At 57.3% G+C, this 18,151-nt stretch carries 17 protein-coding genes; 5 read left to right on the forward strand and 12 right to left on the reverse strand.

Features of this window, described 5'->3' with window-relative positions; all coding sequences use genetic code 11:
* Positions 1–857: 857 nt before the first annotated feature.
* Positions 858–1,136 (forward strand): hypothetical protein, encoded by a 279-nt coding sequence (locus tag ACZ5YV_RS17490; RefSeq protein ID WP_464789943.1) that lies wholly within the window; start codon positions 858–860, stop codon positions 1,134–1,136.
* Between the two features lie 746 nt (positions 1,137–1,882).
* Here the strand turns inward: ACZ5YV_RS17490 and ACZ5YV_RS17495 are convergent.
* The 10 genes from ACZ5YV_RS17495 to ACZ5YV_RS17540 form a co-directional block, all read right to left on the reverse strand.
* Positions 1,883–2,260, reverse strand: coding sequence for a hypothetical protein (locus tag ACZ5YV_RS17495; protein WP_464789944.1), 378 nt, complete (start codon positions 2,258–2,260; stop codon positions 1,883–1,885).
* Positions 2,257–2,673, reverse strand: a complete 417-nt coding sequence (locus ACZ5YV_RS17500) for a hypothetical protein (RefSeq protein ID WP_464789945.1) — start codon at positions 2,671–2,673, stop codon at positions 2,257–2,259. Before ACZ5YV_RS17500 ends, ACZ5YV_RS17495 begins: the two co-directional genes overlap by 4 nt.
* The gene (locus tag ACZ5YV_RS17505; protein ID WP_464789946.1) at positions 2,670–4,127 is read right to left on the reverse strand and encodes an HlyD family type I secretion periplasmic adaptor subunit; all 1,458 of its coding nucleotides are present in this window, start codon (positions 4,125–4,127) and stop codon (positions 2,670–2,672) included. Before ACZ5YV_RS17505 ends, ACZ5YV_RS17500 begins: the two co-directional genes overlap by 4 nt.
* The gene (locus tag ACZ5YV_RS17510) at positions 4,124–6,307 is read right to left on the reverse strand and encodes a type I secretion system permease/ATPase (protein ID WP_464789947.1); all 2,184 of its coding nucleotides are present in this window, start codon (positions 6,305–6,307) and stop codon (positions 4,124–4,126) included. Before ACZ5YV_RS17510 ends, ACZ5YV_RS17505 begins: the two co-directional genes overlap by 4 nt.
* Before the next feature lie 392 nt (positions 6,308–6,699).
* Positions 6,700–7,794, reverse strand: a complete 1,095-nt coding sequence (locus tag ACZ5YV_RS17515; RefSeq protein WP_464789948.1) for a relaxase/mobilization nuclease domain-containing protein — start codon at positions 7,792–7,794, stop codon at positions 6,700–6,702.
* The gene (locus ACZ5YV_RS17520) at positions 7,794–8,354 is read right to left on the reverse strand and encodes a hypothetical protein (RefSeq protein ID WP_464789949.1); all 561 of its coding nucleotides are present in this window, start codon (positions 8,352–8,354) and stop codon (positions 7,794–7,796) included. Before ACZ5YV_RS17520 ends, ACZ5YV_RS17515 begins: the two co-directional genes overlap by 1 nt.
* A gap of 159 nt (positions 8,355–8,513) precedes the next feature.
* On the reverse strand, positions 8,514–9,398 hold the full coding sequence (locus ACZ5YV_RS17525) for a ParB/RepB/Spo0J family partition protein (protein ID WP_464789950.1): 885 nt from the start codon (positions 9,396–9,398) through the stop codon (positions 8,514–8,516).
* A complete protein-coding gene (locus ACZ5YV_RS17530) occupies positions 9,398–10,132 on the reverse strand; it encodes a ParA family protein (protein WP_464789951.1) in 735 nt (244 codons plus the stop codon). Before ACZ5YV_RS17530 ends, ACZ5YV_RS17525 begins: the two co-directional genes overlap by 1 nt.
* Complete coding sequence (locus ACZ5YV_RS17535; RefSeq protein WP_464789952.1) at positions 10,129–10,284, reverse strand: hypothetical protein; 156 nt, start codon at positions 10,282–10,284, stop codon at positions 10,129–10,131. The genes ACZ5YV_RS17530 and ACZ5YV_RS17535 overlap by 4 nt, the downstream gene beginning before the upstream one ends.
* Before the next feature lie 148 nt (positions 10,285–10,432).
* Entirely contained in the window at positions 10,433–10,762 is a 330-nt protein-coding gene (locus ACZ5YV_RS17540) for a single-stranded DNA-binding protein (RefSeq protein WP_464789953.1), read from the reverse strand.
* A 323-nt stretch (positions 10,763–11,085) separates the two neighbouring features.
* On the opposite strand from ACZ5YV_RS17540, the gene ACZ5YV_RS17545 reads away from it, so the two are divergent.
* A complete protein-coding gene (locus ACZ5YV_RS17545; protein ID WP_464789954.1) occupies positions 11,086–11,328 on the forward strand; it encodes a hypothetical protein in 243 nt (80 codons plus the stop codon).
* A 94-nt stretch (positions 11,329–11,422) separates the two neighbouring features.
* On the opposite strand, the gene ACZ5YV_RS17550 is transcribed toward ACZ5YV_RS17545, so the two are convergent.
* A complete protein-coding gene (locus ACZ5YV_RS17550) occupies positions 11,423–12,616 on the reverse strand; it encodes an AAA family ATPase (protein WP_464789955.1) in 1,194 nt (397 codons plus the stop codon).
* An 826-nt stretch (positions 12,617–13,442) separates the two neighbouring features.
* Between ACZ5YV_RS17550 and ACZ5YV_RS17555 the strand changes: the two genes are divergently transcribed.
* The 3 genes from ACZ5YV_RS17555 to ACZ5YV_RS17565 all read left to right on the forward strand — a co-directional run bounded on the left by ACZ5YV_RS17555 (position 13,443) and on the right by ACZ5YV_RS17565 (position 16,951).
* A complete protein-coding gene (locus tag ACZ5YV_RS17555; protein ID WP_464789998.1) occupies positions 13,443–14,522 on the forward strand; it encodes a RepB family plasmid replication initiator protein in 1,080 nt (359 codons plus the stop codon).
* Positions 14,523–14,661: 139 nt separating this feature from the next.
* Positions 14,662–15,891, forward strand: coding sequence for an AAA family ATPase (locus ACZ5YV_RS17560; RefSeq protein ID WP_464789956.1), 1,230 nt, complete (start codon positions 14,662–14,664; stop codon positions 15,889–15,891).
* A gap of 46 nt (positions 15,892–15,937) precedes the next feature.
* Positions 15,938–16,951, forward strand: a complete 1,014-nt coding sequence (locus ACZ5YV_RS17565; RefSeq protein WP_464789957.1) for a ParB/RepB/Spo0J family partition protein — start codon at positions 15,938–15,940, stop codon at positions 16,949–16,951.
* 86 nt (positions 16,952–17,037) lie between these two features.
* Here ACZ5YV_RS17565 and ACZ5YV_RS17570 read toward each other — a convergent pair whose 3' ends face one another.
* Positions 17,038–18,033 (reverse strand): hypothetical protein, encoded by a 996-nt coding sequence (locus tag ACZ5YV_RS17570; protein ID WP_464789958.1) that lies wholly within the window; start codon positions 18,031–18,033, stop codon positions 17,038–17,040.
* Between the last annotated feature and the right edge of the window lie 118 nt (positions 18,034–18,151).

The following is an 18,151-nucleotide window of genomic DNA, read 5'->3' on the forward strand; positions in this document are numbered from 1 at the left end:
ACTTGATTTCCTGACGAGAATAATTCGATATCTAGAACATCGCCCAACGCACCGCCGATCGTCTTCAAAGTCGAAGAGTATAAAACACCGGCAAGTGCATCCCCTCCCGCAAGGCGATAGCCTAGCGTTGACCCCAGAACAGATCCCGCATCTCCGAAATCTATCCCTAATCTATTCTTAGAGCTATAAACTTTGAGCGGTTCTCCGGGTCGCTCGATGATCGTTAAGTCGCCATCCTTCGTAGCTTGGAACTGACCATCAGGCGAACGAAAATGAATAGCACCGTCTTCAGCAGAGAGATTACCGGCAAGACGTTGGCCAGAACCAACCGATTGCCCAGGCTTTAGAATACCTGCTTGCAACTGGCCATGATTTTCTATGAGGACAACGGTACCACCGCTACGGCTTACCTGCTCAATAGTTTTTCCTAAGCCAGCATCGTCCATTTGAGGCTTGGGAACGCCGCCAAGCCCTGCGGTAAGCGCCGCTAATGTTTCTCGTTCAAATATACCATCGATAGTCTTGGGGGTATAGACATCGAGATAAAAGTTGCTTGCTTGTAAAGAACCGTCCTCCAGCCGTCGAGCGACTACGACTATCTCTACTGTTCCCTCTTCGTTTTTTACCTGATCCAGCCACCAATCGCCATTGCTCGGCAATATCGTGCGGTTAAAGGTATATCCGTTACCAGCTTGGCCAACAGGTGCGGTAGCAGCCAGAGCATCGTTAAATGCCTTCGTAATTCGCGGCTCTAGCGATTGGGCTCCTACAGCACCTAGTCCACCAATCACCACATTGAGAACTATACCGGCCGCTTGTCCCCACACTGGTACGGCATAAAGCGGCGCCAACACCGGTTGAGCGGCAAGTATTGCTGTTTCCGCTCCAATCCAGCCAGCAGCCTCCTGCCTGACTATTTGTTTGGCTCCTTCCACATCTCCCGCATCCAGCCTATCCGCTATTTCACCTATCGTCAGGATTGCCGCAAGCGTGCCGACTTTGTGAAGCACGTCACCTGCTGCATTCGCCAGCCGCGCAGCAGCGCGCAAATCTCGCGCTTGTTCCGCAATCGTTTTGCCCGCGGCCGGGTCGAAGGCCCACACGTCGATCTTTTTAATTTCATCGCCATCGACTAAGGTACTGAAAGGCGTTGCATCTATCTTATTAGATTCCAGCCATCCTTCGTTCACAGAAATGTGCGTTCCGTTACTATTAGATATAGTAGCGTAATCGTGAAGATCGGCATTCGTCTTCGCGGCGACAGTCTCGAAAACGGTCGCCCTAGCCGCTTCTGAAGTACCGAGAAGTTCTTCGGTATTCCGCAAATTATAAAGATCGGTTGGCGCAAGGCCATTGATGGAAGTTACATGTGGCTTGCTCGGATCCGCCAAATTATCCAGAATCTCAGGCAGCTCGATAGTAGATACCGTTCGATCAAGTAAACCGTTTGGAGACAGTACAACCACAGCACCATCGGCACTACCGGCAAATTCCTTCGACGCTTGTGCAAAGAAACTTAATTGACCATCGGGCGTCTCTATTCCAGAGAGGTAAGTTTTGCGTAATTCTTCATCATTAGGAATAGCTTCTTCAAGCGCATATTTAAATTCATCTGTATCGAAAAGCTGCCCACGATCCGTCTGATCGAGGATGGAGTATTTTTCCGGATCAGATTTATACAAAATATTTGCCGCTTCGCCGGCACCGATAGACGTTCCATCCTCAAGATAAAGCCTACCTCCGTACAATAATGTTGTCGTTCCCGATTTAGCTTGAGCACTAAGCGAGGTAGAAATCTCTCGCAGTTCTTGAATGGTCCAAGTAGGAGCAAGAGTTGGGCCGCTTTTGAGACGGTTCAACGCGGCTTCATACGCTGCACTGCTCATGCAAATTTCCCTTCGAACTTGCAGACCACATCTCTCACTGGAAACCCTCTCAAAGTCGCGTTACCATATCCGCTTTCAAACGATTTCATTGCTTCTCGGATTATATCCTGCGTTGAGACCTTATCGAATCCGGGCAGAAGAGAGTTTATCCAAACAATCCATTCAACAATTGTGTCATCATTCGGATTTTCCTTATTATTGACACGAAATTCTTCACCAACTTTATATGGGTTCCATTCGGCAGAAAAAAATATCGACCCGTGATAGTAGGACAACTCAAAGCTATAGAGTCCATCTTTACCACCTCCGGTTCTTTTTAGTTCAAACTGTCGATCAGGATCCCAGGTTCTCTTGCCATCGCTGATAAAGCTCATTTGTTGTCCTGCCTTTGAAGCGCAATTTCTAAACGGCGTCGTGCCTCTTCTAATCCCATCTGCTTCATCCCGTTATCAACCGCGATAACTCGGGCTGGAGCACCGTTGCCCGGCGACGGCGCATAAACCCATGTCGCCCCATTGCTGTCCGTCGCTGCTTGGCGGTAAAGACTTATCGCCCGCTTCCAGTCCTGTGGCACACCGTTGCCTTCTTCAAACCGAATACCCAAATCGAGTTGAGCCTGCTTTTCACCTGCTTGTGCACGCCGCGCGAGTAGTTGCACTTCTGATGTGGTTTGACCGGGCGCCAAGGACATGCCCATGTAACTGGAACCAGCGCATCCAGCCGTGCCTAGAAGAGCTGTGCCAATCGCACACAGAGCCAGCCGGCTCCAATTACGTGCCAGTTTCATCTCTCCCTCCCGGCTTCATCAAGCGACTGCACGATGGGTGAAAGCAGATACTGAATAATCCGCCGATCCCCGGTCTTTATCTCAGCCTGTACGGCCAAGCCTGGCCCAATCAACTGATCCTTACCAGCTACCTTGATCGCTCGCTGCTTCAGTCGAATACGTGCGGCATAGACCAGCCCCGGTTGAACCGGGCGATTCTTCTCATCCCGCAGTGCCGTTTGCTGGTTCTGCTCGATCGCATCCCGACTGATCGTCTCGACCACGCCTTCGATCAGACCATAATCGGTGAACGGAAACGCTTCGAGCTTAACCCGCACACCCTGGCCTTCGCGCACAAAACCAATGTCCTTGTTGAGGATCATGGCTTCGACCTCAACATCGCTGCCGTCCGGTACAATCACCATGATCGGCTGCGCAGGCTGAACCACGCCACCGATGGTTGTAACCGCGAGCTGCTGCACCGTGCCACTGACCGGCGCGCGCAGTTCCTGGAATGCTCGACGGCGTTCCGATTTGTGCAGTTCCTGGACCGCCAGCGCCGACTTGTCGGTCGCTTCGGATAGTTCGGTCACGGCGCCCTTGGCAAAGCCTTCGCGCAATTTGGAGAGTTCTGCGTCCAGCGCGCCCATGGCAGCCCGCGCCTTGGCGGCGGCCGCCTGCTGGACCGCGATGTTCTGAATGTGCTCAAGCCGCAGCTGCTCATATTCGAGCGCCTTCAGCTTCGAATAATAGCCTCGCTCCGCCAGTTCATTCCGCGCGGCGAGTTGGCGTTCCACCAACGGAAGGGTCATTTTCAGCTTGGTGATTTCCGCTTCAGACGAAGAGAGCTCAGCAGCCTGCTGCGCGCGCTGTTCATTCAGGCTGGCACGCTGCGCCTCATATTCCGCGATGGCGGCGTGAACAAATTGGGCCTGAGTGGCAGACACGCCCTCGGGTGTCCCAGCCGGTGGGACGAAGCGCGCCGATCTGTCAGCGAGATAAGCCAGCAAGGCATCATTGCGGGCACGGATCACATTGGCAAAGAGAAGCTGCTGCCCTGCTTGCGCTTCATCGGCGCCCGCCAAGGTCGGGTCGAGTTCCACGAGCAACTGCCCTTTGGTGACATGCTGACCGTTGCGCACATGGATCGCACCAACCGAGCCGATTTCGATCGGTTGGATAATCTTCACATTGGATGACGGAATGACCTTGCCGCTGGCGACCGCCACGACATCCACCTTGCCAATCGCAGACCAGATAAGAGCAATGGTGAAGAGTCCGCAGAGGAGGAGCAGAAGCATGCGTAGCCCTGGGCTGGGCGGCTTCTCCATGATCTCCAATGCCGCGGGCAGGAATTCATGGTCGCTGATCGGACGCTTGGCCTTGTCCGCCTCGTTCTGCATCGTCCAGCTGATCTTGAGCACCCGCCAATGATGACTGAGCGTCGGGAAGGTTGCAGCAGCCCAGGCCTTCATGCCACCTGCCCCATCTGCTTGGTGTAAAGCTGCGCATAACGGCCACCGGACTTGAGCAGGCTCTCATGATTGCCGACCTCGGTGATCGCCCCTCCCTCGACTGTAACGATGCGATGGCACTGGCGTACCGCCGACAAGCGATGGGCAATGATGATCACCGTGCGCCCCTGCGCGATACGGCGCAGGTTGGTCTGGATGATGTCCTCGCTCTCGGCATCGAGCGCGCTGGTGGCCTCATCGAGGATCAGGATGCGAGGATTACCGATCAGCGCCCGCGCGATCGCCATACGCTGGCGCTGGCCGCCGGAAAGATTGCCGCCCCTCTCGTCGATGACCGTGTCATAACCGTGCGGCAGCTCTAGGATGAAGTCATGCGCGCCCGCGAGGTTCGCTGCAGCCATCACCCGTTCCATCGGCATGGTGGGGTCGGCGAGCGCGATATTCTCTCTGACCGAGCGATTAAAGAGGATGTTCTCCTGAAGAACGACACCGATCTGCCGCCGCAGCCAGGCCGGATCGACTAGAGCCAGATCCGTGCCGTCGACCAGCACCCGTCCCTGCTCAGGCACATAGAGGCGCTGGACCAGCTTGGTGAGCGTCGACTTACCCGAACCCGATGGCCCGACGATGCCCAGCATCTCACCCGCTTCGACCGTGAGGCTAACGCCGCGCAACGCTTCGGGCGCGTCGGGGCGGTAACGGAAGCGGACCTTGTCGAATTCAACCTTGCCCCGGATCGGCGGCAGGCTGGCACGATTGGGATTATGCTCAGGCTCGGCTGGGGTATTGAGCACATCCCCCAGGCGGTCGACGGAAATGCGGACCTGCTGGAAATCCTGCCAGAGCTGCGAGAGGCGCAGGATCGGCTGCGCGACGCGCCCGGAGAGCATGTTGAAGGCAACCAGCGACCCCACGCTCAGATCACCCGCGATCACCGCCTTCGCCCCGAAGTAGAGGATAGCGACCGTCGTCAGCTTGGATACGACCTGGATGAGATGGCTGCCCCAATTGGCAAGGGTCGCCACGGCAAAGCCGGTATTGGTGTAACCGGCGAACTGCTTTTCCCATTTCGCCCGCATTTGCGGTTCGACCGCCATCGCCTTCAAGGTGCCGATGCCGGTCACGCTTTCGACTAGGAAAGCCTGGTTTTCCGCCCCGCGCTTAAACTTCTCGTCCAGCTTCGCGCGTAAGGGCGGCGTGATGACAATCGAGATGACCGCATAAATGGGTATCGACAGCGCCACGATCAGCGTCAGCATCGGGCTGTAGAGATACATGACGATGAAGAAGACGATGGTGAAGAAGAGATCGATCACTACCGTCACGGCATTCGACGTCAGAAATTCGCGGATGCGTTCCAGTTCCCGCACGCGCGCCACGCTGTCGCCCACCCGCCGTGCCTCGAAATAGGAAAGCGGCAGGTTCAGGAGATGGCGGAACATGCGTGCCGACAATTCGCTGTCCACCCTGTTGGTGGTATGGGCAAAGAGCCAGTTGCGCAGGGCCGAGAGCAGAGTCTCGAACATGAGTACGGTTGCAAGGCCGATTGCCAGCACGTCCAGCGTGGTCAGCGACTGATGCACCAGCACCTTGTCGATCACCAGCTGGAAGAAGATCGGGGAAACCAGTCCCATCAATTGCAGGAAGAAGGAGCCGATCAGTACATCGCGCAAGGCGCCGCGATATTTGACCAGCGCGGGAATGAACCAGCTGATGTCGAAGGGACGCGAAACCCCCGCCATCTGCTCGCGCGTAGTCATGAGCAACAGACGGCCAGCAAAACGCCCGTCCATCTCACCGCTGGTCCACACCTCCGGCCTCTCGCCATCGCCGCGCTGGACCAGGAAGCGGAGAGCCTCCTCCTGCTGATCGACCTTCAGCAGAATGACGATCTGTCCGTCGCGCAGTTCAGCGAGAGCGGGCAAAGGCAGCTTCGCCAGATCGGCAAGCGAGGCGGAGCGAATCTTTGCGACGATCTTCAGCCGCCTGGAAATCCGCGCCAGGTCTTCCAGACCATAGCCGTCGGCAGGCTCGCCATGGTCGTGCGCGATCTGCGCGGGATCAGCGGGAACCCCAAGGAATTTCGCCAACAGGACAAAGGAGGAAAGGACAGAATCCGAGAAGGAAGATGTTTTGGAACTTCCATCGAATCCGCCGCCCTCAACGGCAGCGGAGGTCATTCAGGTTGGGTGGTTTCAGCCTGGGCGCCGCCCGCGACAAGAATTTCTGGAAAATTGATAGGCCCAAACAAACGACATCCCCCGCAAAATCACCCCATGTGCGGAGGACACGACCGACCCCTCATGTATATTCCCCCGTATTTGCGGCGCTATCAAATCCAAAATGGACCCGCAATCAGTTATTTAGCGGTGGTATAATTATTTACTCCGAAACGGAGGATTCTCTCCCAAACCTTTCGGCAAAAACAACCGCTCAGCCACCGACGCTCGGCCAAGCCTGAAGATCTGCAAAGATAGAAGCAATCGGATCATGACCTGAAACCGGATCTGGAGGCTGATAGTCTCCCGCGCAGCAATACCGCCTCCGCCAGCAAATGCGCTGATCGCCGCCCCTATCGCTTTCGATCAGACGGGGAAGGAGCAAAAGGCTTCCTATCTGGTGGATTGTCACGCTGTCGCTCTTGGGCACGCCTTATGCGTTCCAGCGCATCCTTCAGCACCCGATCGGGAACCGTCTCGATGGTCGTTCGATCCTTCAGGAACGTGCGAAGCTCCTTGGCAAAGGCCTGATCGCGCGGATCGCCAGACCGTTCGAAACCGTCTGCCGCCTTCTCATATTGCTGACGGGTGGTTTCCCACCGCGCCTGCGCGCGTGCGACAAATGGCGGAGATTCCGCTTTCCCGCTCGCTATGGCCAATGCCTCGCGCGCCTGTCGCATATCCGCCTCTGTCGGCTGTAGTGACACACCCCGCCGGATCTTCTCACGCATCTGGGCAAGAGCCATGCTGGTGCCAGCCCTACCCTGCCCTCGCGTCCAGCGTGGCGTCGCCTCGCACTCCACTCCCCGGCTCCGCATCGCCTCGGCAAATGTCTCACGGAATTTGAACAGATCTTCGCGCCGGGGATCGAAACGCTCACCATCCAGCCCCTCGGCCTGGACGGTCAGATGAACATGCGGCCTCGGCGTGTCGGTATGCAGCGCCATCAGATAATCATGATTGTCGCCAAGCATCCGCTCGGCCGTCTCCCGCACAGCCTGCCGTACCGTTTCCGGGTTCGTCCCTTCCGGCATCGAGAACACCATCGAGACGGCGGACACAGTGGCACGTTGCCGCCAATAAAGCGGATCAGACCATTCCTGCGCGATCTGCTGAAGATCACCCTTGTCGGTAATCACCTCGCCGTCTCGGGTTTCGATCCCGATCTCGCCGTTGCGACCCATATAGGTCAAATGCGCGCCAAGATGGTCGGCCCCCTTCTTGCGCCCTGTGACCTTCACCAGAACTTCGGGCGCCTTGCGGACTACACGGGCCAGAACGGCGCGAGAGTCGGCGCGTGGCAGCCCGACATGCGTCACCGGCTTGAAAGGGCCGGTCTGGTTCAACAGATGCTTGGCATATTTGATATTGGGATCGCCGGACACAAGCGGCCGAAATGTCGGCTTCAGTACGCCCCACAATTCATCCTCGCGCTCACCGAAAGCCATCAGTCGGCGACCTTCCAATAAGAAAGATCGCCCCGCAGCGCTTCGCCCAGCGCAGTGATCTGCTCATTAACGTCCTGGCGCATCTCAGTGATGCGGCGAAGCTCGCGTTCGATTTGCAGGCCGCTATCGGCCATCATCGCCGCGTTGCCCGCCCTCATCGCCTGGTTGAGATTGCGGCCGATGCGCTGCAACTGCATCCGCACCGGGCCAAGGCTTTCACGAAGGCCATCGTCCACATTTCCTTTTAGACCGATGTGGCGGCGCATGAGCGCCTTCACCCACCCTGCCCTATCGGTTCCGCGCGCCGCAGCACGAACATCCAGAACGGCCATCTCGGCATCAGTAACGCGGAAAGACACGCGATTGGTCGCCGGCTCTGCTCGGGCCTGCACCTTCGGAGCATTGCCGGCCTGGCGCATTGCCTGATCCAACAATGAACGAAGGAGCGCGCTACGCCCTCCCCTGCCCTCGGCCAATGCATCGAATGCCGTGAGCGTGGCCCGGTCTAGGCGGACCGTCATGCTGGTCTTGCCTTCGGTGGAGGTTGTTGCGGTTGCCATCATCAATCCTCGCTTGCTAAGCTACTGTAATACAATGGCAACCACAACCCCTATCCTGCCCTAAAACAACCTCTACAAATTTGGGTTCGAATCTGTGGCTCGGGCCACAATCTCCCATCAACTTGCGAAGCGAATACGCGGAAAAGAAGGGGGTGATAGCTAGCTGCCAAATCGGACAGTGCGCGCCTGGTCTTCATCGTCGAAGTGGACCAGCGCCTCTATCAAGCGTCCACGCCTTCCATCGACATCGATAAAGCGAGTGACGACCGCATCACCCTCATCCCGATGAACTGCGCGGGGTCGCTTTGGGCGCTCTCCCGCTTCAACCGCAGCGGCAGGTTCGGCAATGATCGGCGCCGAAGGACCAGGACCACTATCCCTTTCCCCAACCGGAGATTTACCCAGGTCACGCGCAAACGCCTCGCTGGCAGCAACCGTGAGTGAGCCAATGGACGAGCGATCAAGAAACCCCTTCACCCCGGCCTCGTCGTGCGCCGCCGCTTTCATCAGCGCGACAGCCGCTCGAACAGGCACATCGTCAAGGCGGGCGGCAACGAAATCTGGCGCGGAAGCAAGCCCATGGAGGCGGGAAAGTCGCGCCCTATCCCGCCCCGTCGCACGCGCAAGATCGGCAACGCTCATACCCGCCGCGACCTGACCCGTCACAAAGGCGATCATGTCCCGTGTCGAGAGCTGTTCGCGCTGATCGTTCTCAATGAACTGATCTATCCGCACCTGGGCCGGATCGGAAACCTCGCGGACGATCGCACGCACTTCACGCCCAAGCTGGAGGCAGGCGCGCCAGCGCCGCTCGCCAAACTGGATCATGTGGCGGCCATCGTCATCAGCCGGAGCGACAATGATGGGCTGCAACTGACCCCGCGCACCGATGGTTGCGGCCAGCGCATCGATCTCGGCCTGCTCGATCGCGCGACGCACATTGTCAGGATCAGCATAAACCTTCTGCGGGTCGAGAGACAGCACCCTCCCCTGTTGCGCCACCTCCTCCTTTGCCGCGAAGATATCGAAATCGCCGAAGTCCATCAGCCGCCAATCCTCTCCATCGCCTCTTCAAGAAACGCACGCATAGGTGGCATCGATGATCGAACATCCTTGTCGAAACGCCACACCGGAACGCCAGCCTGGACGGCCTGGCTATAATGGGATCGGTCAGGAAGATGCGTAGAGAACAGGTTGCGGCCGATCTTGGCCTTCAACTCCGCCAACATCGCAAGCTGGTTCCGGTCGTTGGCCTTCACGCGGTTTGCGACAAGGCCCGCGATGCGGATCGGCGAGCGCCGCCCCTTCTGATTGACGGTCTGGATCGAATTGGAAAGCTGCTTGGTGGAGTCCGGTCCGAACGGGCCTAACTCCACTGGCACGATCAGATCATCACACACCATCAATGCCGCGAAGTTGATCCAGCTCCACGCGGGCGGCGTGTCGATGACACAATAGTCGAAGGCATCGTTGAGCGTGGAAAAATTTGCGCGAAAGCCGCTCAATGCCTTCCCGAAATCCGCATCATACTCGCCGGTCATGCGATTGGAGTAGATGGCGCGCTGACGCCCCACCGGCGCCTCATAGTCCTTCTCGAAAAGCTGCTTGCATGAACCGAGCGGCTCGAAATCACGCAAGGCCGTAGAGGCGTTACACTGGCGGTCGAGGTCCAGGACCAGAACACGGTGGCCAGCATCAGCAAGGTGCCAGGCAAGATGGCAAGCGATCGTCGTCTTGCCCGCGCCGCCTTTCTCGATGTTCACCGCGATGGTTTTCACCGCCGGTCATCCCACCAGGAGCGACGGGCGTGCCACCATGTTTCCTCATCTTCATTATGGATACGCCGCCCTGCCCTTTCGTCGCGCCTCCCGAAAAATCCGAGCACGAAGATGACAAGGAAAATGAGGCCCGCTTCTGCAACACCGTTCATATCCTATCTCCTACATTCCCAAATTGGGCCTGCTTGCAGTCGCTGACCCAAGCAGACGGCGGGCAGCGGTTCGTGGAACCGCTGCCCGCCTGATTGAAAGGCAATTGCGATTGTCGGATGGGGCCGCTCCCAGGCGGCCCCATACTTTCTAGCTGCTGGCGAGTTCGGCGTCATTCGCCTTGGCCAGGATAGCAAAGCCGTCTGCGATAAGTTCGACGGTGTAGCGTTTGCCTTCGGGAGCGTCGTAGGAATTTTGACGGACCCGACCGACGATGTGAACCATGTCACCCTTTTCAGCCTTGGCTGCGCGCTCGATCAGCCGACCGAAGAGCGTCACCTCATTCCAGTGGGTGTCGGTGATCCATTCGCCATTGTCCTGCCGGTTGTAGTTCGCGGCGACAGAGACCTTGGTGACCTTGTCTAGCTCGGCAATCTTTCCGATGCGGCCGATGATGCGAAATTCAGCGATGTTCTGCACTGGCTTAACCTCCACTCGATCAGGCTAATTCCTGATGGGGGTGACAAGTCAGCGGGGTTGACGGGATCAAGAGAAAAAACGGAGGGTCCAAAACGTGGAAGCCGTAACCCCACGGGTGGTTATTCTCTTGATCTCATAGGCAGCACCGCGACCATACCCATTTCAAACAGGAATTTTCTGCTCGTGCAATGGAGGTTAGTCCGGCTTAACCTGTTGAAAAGTCGCTTCGCCTTTTCGGAAATGCATGTAGTGAGTTGCACGCCAGATTTGACCGCTACTCCAATTATTTGGCGCCGACGTTCACCGGCGGTATAGGGCCAGCTATGGGTACAAAATGGTCGATCCACAAGTCGGTTGACGTCGACTTATGGCTGGTTCTTCAGTCGGAGGATGACGGTGCCGCCGCGCGCACTCATTTGGCGGCCGGCAGACCAATCTATTATGGCGACGCTGATACGCCTTGTGGGTTGGTCATCAAGGGATATTCTGACGGTCGCAAAGAATTAGTACGCTTTGACCAGTTCGGTGAACATCGCGTCAGAAAATTGGATGAGACAGCAAAGTAACCAGTGTGGGTGATCGTGCGGACCATCATTTGTCATCTAGCCACGCCTTTTCTTCCGTCTCTCTCATCATGGCGCACAACAACCATGCGATGGCTCAGTTGTTCAGCCCGGTCTCCTCTATTGGCATGATCCGGCGCATAAAAGCATCAAACAGCGGCACGGTGAATGCGGTCTGGCCATAACCAGGAGTGTAAATCATACCCTTGGCCACCAATGATGCACGCACAGGCCCAAAGGACGACGGCTTGCGTCCTAAATGCTCGGCAATGATTGTTGAACTATAAGGCCCCTCCCCCAGGTCTGCCATGGCGCGCAGGTAGCGCTTCTCTGAAGGGGTAAGACGATCAAATCGGACGCGAAAGAAGCTTTGGTCGAGCGCGGCAATGGCGGTCGGGTGAGCAAGGTCCACGTCGTTAGCCGTAATGGGGCAGCTGTCGGCCGCGTCCCAACATTGCTTCCCCCATTCCTGAAGGAAATAGGGATAACCCTGTGTCACCGCCAATATCTTGGACACAGCATCATCCTCAATGCTGCATTCCTCGAACTGTATGGGATGCACGATTGCGGCCGTCGCTGCATCGTCATTGAGCGGCCCAATGTTGGTGAAAAGGAAAAGCCGTTCGGCATAGGATTTGGCCTTGCCCATCTGCCCGGCCAGTTGAGGCAGACCCGCAGCCACCAGTGTAATAGGCCGCTCATTCTGCCGAGCGCGATGCAGCGCGGTAATGAGGGCTGCAAGTTCACGTTCCGGCACATATTGCAGTTCGTCGATGAACAGGACGACTGCGGTGTTTCGTTCTGCTGCTGCCGCGCCGACCAGATCGATGAGATCGATGAGGTCGGATTCCAGATCGCCGTTGTCAGCGACACCTATTTCGCCAAGGTCAAGCGAAGCCTCCAGTTCGCCATAGCTGAGCTTGAATGCCTTTACGAACCGGGCAAGGGCTCCCAGCCCCCGCTTGGCGACAGTCATGGCTGCCTGCCCCCGATCAAGTTTCAGCAAGGCGGTACGAAGCGCGGGCACCAGCATCGCGGGCAGGGATTGCCCCTCGGGCGCCTCGATAGGCACGCATTGAATACCCTCACCTTCCGCTGCACGGCGTATCTCATTCAAGAGGACCGTTTTGCCGACACCGCGCAGTCCCATCAGGATACTGCTTTGTGCATGGCGGCCGCTGCGGATGCGGTCGAGCGCAATGGAAACGCTCTCCAAGATAGCTTCCCGGCCAGCAAGTTCAGGGGGCCGGCTGCCTGCGCCTGGTGCGAAGGGATTACGACGTGGGTCCATGTCTAGGAGAGTTATATAAGTTTATACGATTTGCATAGAACCATCTAATTTTGATAGAAGGATTGGCGACGGATGGAATGGCGTGGTCGTCAAAAGCTAGGATCAAATAGAGCCACGGCACTCTCCCCCAGCGCGTCGGGTGTCAAAACAGCAACTGTGAAGGCTGAAGAACGGATCAACCGCATTGATATCTTCCCGCGTCCCAGTTTGCCCCTCTCCTCTTGTTCCTCCGTTTGCAGGCCAGACATTGCTGTTTGGCCATTGCGAATCGGGGATGAGGTTCAAAATTTTAATCAATAAAAACGCCGCTGCGTGCAGCGGAAGGATTCATGATTCTAAGGATTCAGATTCATCCAAAGAAAATCATTTATATTCAAATTATTAAGGCGTTATTCCTGACCTTGTGGGGGAACTTGGCTGACTAATTGGGGGCTCAAGCCTGACCCTTTGGGGGAGCTTTCCTGACTGGGTGGGGCAATCCTGACCTCTTGGGGGCGAGCTATATTTGTGAGTGTGACACATCCCGCAGGTTGGAGTTGGACCCAAATCGGGCGTCGAATGATGGTCTGCCGTCGCCATAACAGGTTTTTGCCGCGACTCAGCGATTAAGCTGCTGTTTGGCACGATTCGAGCCGGATTTATCCTGACCTCTTGGGGGCCGTATGGGCAATCAATCCTGACCTGACTTGACCGATGAAGTCAGGTCAGGCAGAAAATATATCTTCAGGAGACTCAAGTCTGAGTGCAATATGGCATGATATCCGACGCAGGCCAAACATCTGAAGTGATTGAAGAGGCGGGAGAGGAAACCGCTCCAGGGCGTGCCATGCGTGTCGCTGCGGCGTTACGTGCAAAAGGCGGGGACGAGTTCGCCAAGCCAGGCAATATCATTGAGGTCAAGTTCGTAAAGGGCGAGTCCTTAAGCCTAACCGCGTCGCGCTTGTTGGCCCTTATGATTTTGACCGCGGGAGGGGATGCTTGGGAGGACAAGCCTCACCGAATGCGTAAAGCTGACATCCGCCGCGGGCACAAGGGCAATGAGCGGATCACCGACATGCTCCAAGAATTGCATCGTACCTTATTCGCAGTCGATGATCGATCCTGGCGCGGCAAGAAAGCGACGACATTATTCTCACTGATTTCTCGGTCACGCGAAGAGACGGAGGAGGACGGAGGCGAGGCGGGATGGATCGAATGGGAATTTACCCCTGACGCTCGTAAGATGATCCAGACATCGGAGACCTATGCGGTACTCAACCGGCAGGCGGTGCTCGGTTTTCGGTCGAATTACGCTTTGCGGCTATACGAACTCGGTGCACTGCGCTTGCACCGGCGGCAGGCAACTTGGAAGGGCGACATGCCTGCACTGCGGGCGGCGCTTGGTATCCCGCCTGACGTATATACCGACTTTGCCCAGTTGCGCCGCAAAGTGCTCGAAAAGGCGAAAGCGGAGATTGATCAGCTTGCCCATTTTCGGGTTGAGTGGCGGGAGATACGCCAAGGCCGCACCGTCGCGGAGATTGAGTTTCGCTTTGAGCCCAAGGGCGCCCCAGAGGTTATAGAGACGGTTGATGAGTTGGATCGGCACTCGATCGGTCGGAAGGAGCGTCGAGAGGGCACGGCTGAGAGAGTAACAGTCAGTCCCCAAGGACTGGCTGGCCCGCCAGAACCGATTCCGACCGTCGGAGCAAATGACGAGTTGTTCCCCAACGGAACGATCAGGTTTGGACATGATGATCTGGTTGCAATCGCCCGTCAGCATGGCGGTGGCTGGGATGTTGACCTCATAGCGACGGGCTTTCGGGACCATATGGGTAATCGGCTAGAAAAGCTGCGGGGGGCGAAACTTACCGCCGCGTGGAAGGGTTTTTGTGAAAGTTGGGTAACGCGTCGAGGACGCGCTTAGACGAAATTGCACGCGTGCAATTTGACCAAGCCCCCACCGAGTCAGGATAAAGCCTGACCATCCTTCAAAGCGTCAAAATCGCGATCTTCACTTTCGAAATTAGAGAAAATATTGACCAAAAAGCGCAAGTGCGTGTACCATGTTACCGATTGCGAAAGGGGGGCGTGTGTCGAGCGGACTTGAGATTGAAGGCGTGGAGCGATTGGTGTCTGTGGCAACGCTGGCCAATCGGACATCTTCGGTGCTCGAAAAACTTCGGGATTCCGCCAGAAGTGCGCGCGCTGATGACCGTCGCGAGCCTACGTTCACGATCAGCAAGGCGGCCGAACTTGTTGGCCGGACAGCAGCTGCGATACGGGATGCCGAAAAGGATGGAAGGCTTCCAGAACCAGCGAGAACAGACAATAATCGTCGCGAGCGATATACGCTCGCCCAACTTAACGACATGCGGGGAGTGTTCGGAACTCGGCCATACCGGAGTCCAGACGATCCTTGCTGCGTTGTTGCGGTCCAGAATTTCAAGGGTGGGGTAGGTAAGTCGACCCTGGCCGTGCATCTGGCACAGTATCTGGCAATCCGGGGTTATCGTGTGGCGCTGATCGATTGCGACAGCCAAGCCTCGGCTACGACCCTGTTTGGCTATGTTCCTGATCTTGACCTTACCGAGGACGACACTCTTTATCCCTTCCTTCGGGAAGGCGAACGATCGTCCCTCGATTATGCCCTGCGTAAGACGCACTTTGACGGTCTTGAACTGATCCCGGCCAATTTGCGCCTCTTTCAATCGGAGTATGAACTTGCCGCCCGCATGGCTCGCGACAGCGGATCGCTCCTTGATCGTTTGAAGGAAGGCATTGAGAGTATCGCAGATCGGTTCGACGTCATCGTCATGGACCCTCCGCCTGCGCTCGGTGCAATATCGCTTTCGGTCTTACGAGCTGCAAACTCCCTAGTTGTTCCGGTGCCTCCCACGGTCATGGATTTCTCCTCTACGGCCGCATTTCTCTCAATGCTGGATGAAACCATCGAGCAACTCGCTGAGCGTGGAATGGCTCCCGAGCTTCAGTTCCTCCGCTTTGTGGGCTCTAAGGTCGATGAGAACAAGTCGATGCAGAAGGAACTGCTCCAACTCATGCGAACCTTGTTCGGCCACGCCATGGTTCGAACGCCGCTCAAGGACTCAGCTGAGATCGACAATGCGACAGCCCGGCTTATGACGGTCTACGAACTGGACGGTCCGGCGACGAGTTCGGCGGTTCGCAACCGCTGCCTTGGTTATCTGGATGGTGTGAATAGTGAGATAGAGATCGATATTCGATCGATGTGGCCGAGCCACCAGGCCCGTTTGCGGAACGAGGCGCTGGCATGACGAGTCAAAATTGCACGCGTGCAATTTCGAAGAATAGGAGGCTCCGATGAGCAAAAAGAACAGCGGATTCGCTGCTGACCTTGCAGCAGGCATAGACCTGTCGGATGAAGCGTCACCCTCCCGACGGTCAAGCATTGCTGCCAACGTGTTGACGGGGCGGTCGAACAGGTTAGCTGATCTAGCGTCGGGGGCGGTCATCAACCGGACACATGAACTCGTTGATCCGGCACGCTGTCGTATGTGGGAGGGCCATAACCGGGATTATGCACTCCTGAACGAAGATCGGTGTTCGGATCTCATCGAAAGCATCAAAGCTCAAGGAAGACAGGAAATTCCGGCAATCGTGCGGCGTCTAGCCGGTGATTCGGAATTTGACTTTGAAGTGATCTGCGGGGCGCGGAGGCACTGGTCGATCAGCTGGCTGCGTTCGCATAACTACCCTGATTTCAAGTTCCTCGTTGACGTCCGTGAAATCGGCGATGAGGAGGCTTTCCGCCTTGCGGATATAGAAAACCGGGCAAGGGATGACCTGACCGATCTTGAGCGAGCGAGAGATTATCTTCGCGCTCTGGGAGCCTATTATGAAGGGCGCCAGAAGACCATGGCTGAACGCCTGAAGGTCTCTGAAAGTTGGTTGACCAGATACCTTGATTTGGCGCGTATACCGGAAGAGCTGATGGCCGCCTTCACGGAACCGCAAGAACTGGGCATCCGCAACGCGATTGCCCTGAAGGCTCTTTTGAAGCCGGAAGACAAAAGGGAGAGGGCGTTTCGCGAGGCTGCGCGACTTGCTGAGCTTCAGAAGGAAACTGGAGGGACTTTTTCTGTCCTCGAAGTGATCAAAGCTCTAACACTAGCCGCCGAAGCCCCCAAGAGGTCAGGTTCCCCCAAGAAGTCAGGAAAGCCGGAAACACTTTCCAGCGCCAATGGAAAGCCGGTGTTGCGGATAGAGGGGGTTGATCGAAAGGGAATACGCCTGACGCTGCTCAGCAAAGGCGGTGCTTCGCGCGAAGAGGCTGAGACAGCAATTCGAGAGGTGCTAGACCAACATTGGGCTTGAAGCGTGGAATATGCTTACGAGCGCATTGCAGGCAGCTTCTGAGAAGACGCGCTTCGGTACTCGATTGTAATCCGGGTAAGCGACCGTCACGTTGGTTTATCGAGCACCTGTTCAAATTTGAGCATCTCCGCGTCAAACTGTGCCAGGATGGCCTCCAGCTCCTTGGACGCCGGGGGAGGGGAGGGCCGCCGTCCACGGGACGGCGCGATGAAGCCGAAACGCACCGCAAGATCCGGGGGCAGATAGAGCCGCCAATTGTGCCGGTGGCGCACCTCGACCACCAGGCCCTGCGACGCCGCGCGCTGGAGAAGTTTGCCGGCGCCCGAAATGGTCACTGCCAGATCGGCGGCGACCCGCGTCGGGCTCAGCACCGGGCGCAGCGGAAGCAGGGCGGCGAGCGCGGCCAGCTTGCCGGGGCGGAGGCAGTCGGCCAGCACGGACGCGGCGCGGCGGCGGTCCCGCTCCAGGGCATTGAGCTGGGCGAGACCATCGGCCGCCGCCGCCTGAAGCCCGCGCAGGAAACGCGGGAGGATGCCCGGGTCATGGGGCGCGAGGTGTAGAGCTTTGTCGCCGGCCACCAGATTGGGCAACAGCGCGCGGGTGATCCCAAGCCGCTGGAGGAGAAGGGGCAAGTCCAGCCAGACCGATGGGCCGACAGAGCGCGTGCGCCGCGCCTGGAGTTCGAGGGCACGGAGCAGGCCAGGGCGGTCGCCCCAGCCCGCGGGCGGATCGAAGGTCAGGCCCAGATCCTCTGCCCAATGCCGCCGCGCGTTGCCGGCGAAGCGGGCTTGCCAGGCGGGGAGGGCGGCGAGCGGATCGCCGACGGTTGCGATCGGGGCGCGGAAGGGGAGGGGGACGCCGCATTCGCGCGCGAAAATGTCGATTTCTTCGATTTCCATGCCCTGGGCTGCGAGCGCGCGGGCATAGCCGCTCCAGCTCGCCCGCTGGGTCCAGGACGAGGCGATTAAACTGGCGGAAAACCGTTCATCCAACCGGGTGATGGCCACTGTTGCGTCGACCAGAAGCTGCACCAGATGGGTGTCCCAGTGCGGATCGGAGAGGTCGGGCAGCGGCTTTGCCATGGCCTAAACTATCCTGAAGATAGTAGTTCCGTCTAGTTTGATCTGATACCTAGTGTTGATAATGGATCGTTATCAATAGTCTATACTTTAGGAGTCCACCCGGGTATCTCTCGTCGCC

The sequence above is a fragment of the Sphingobium sp. TomTYG46 genome (assembly GCF_055396345.1).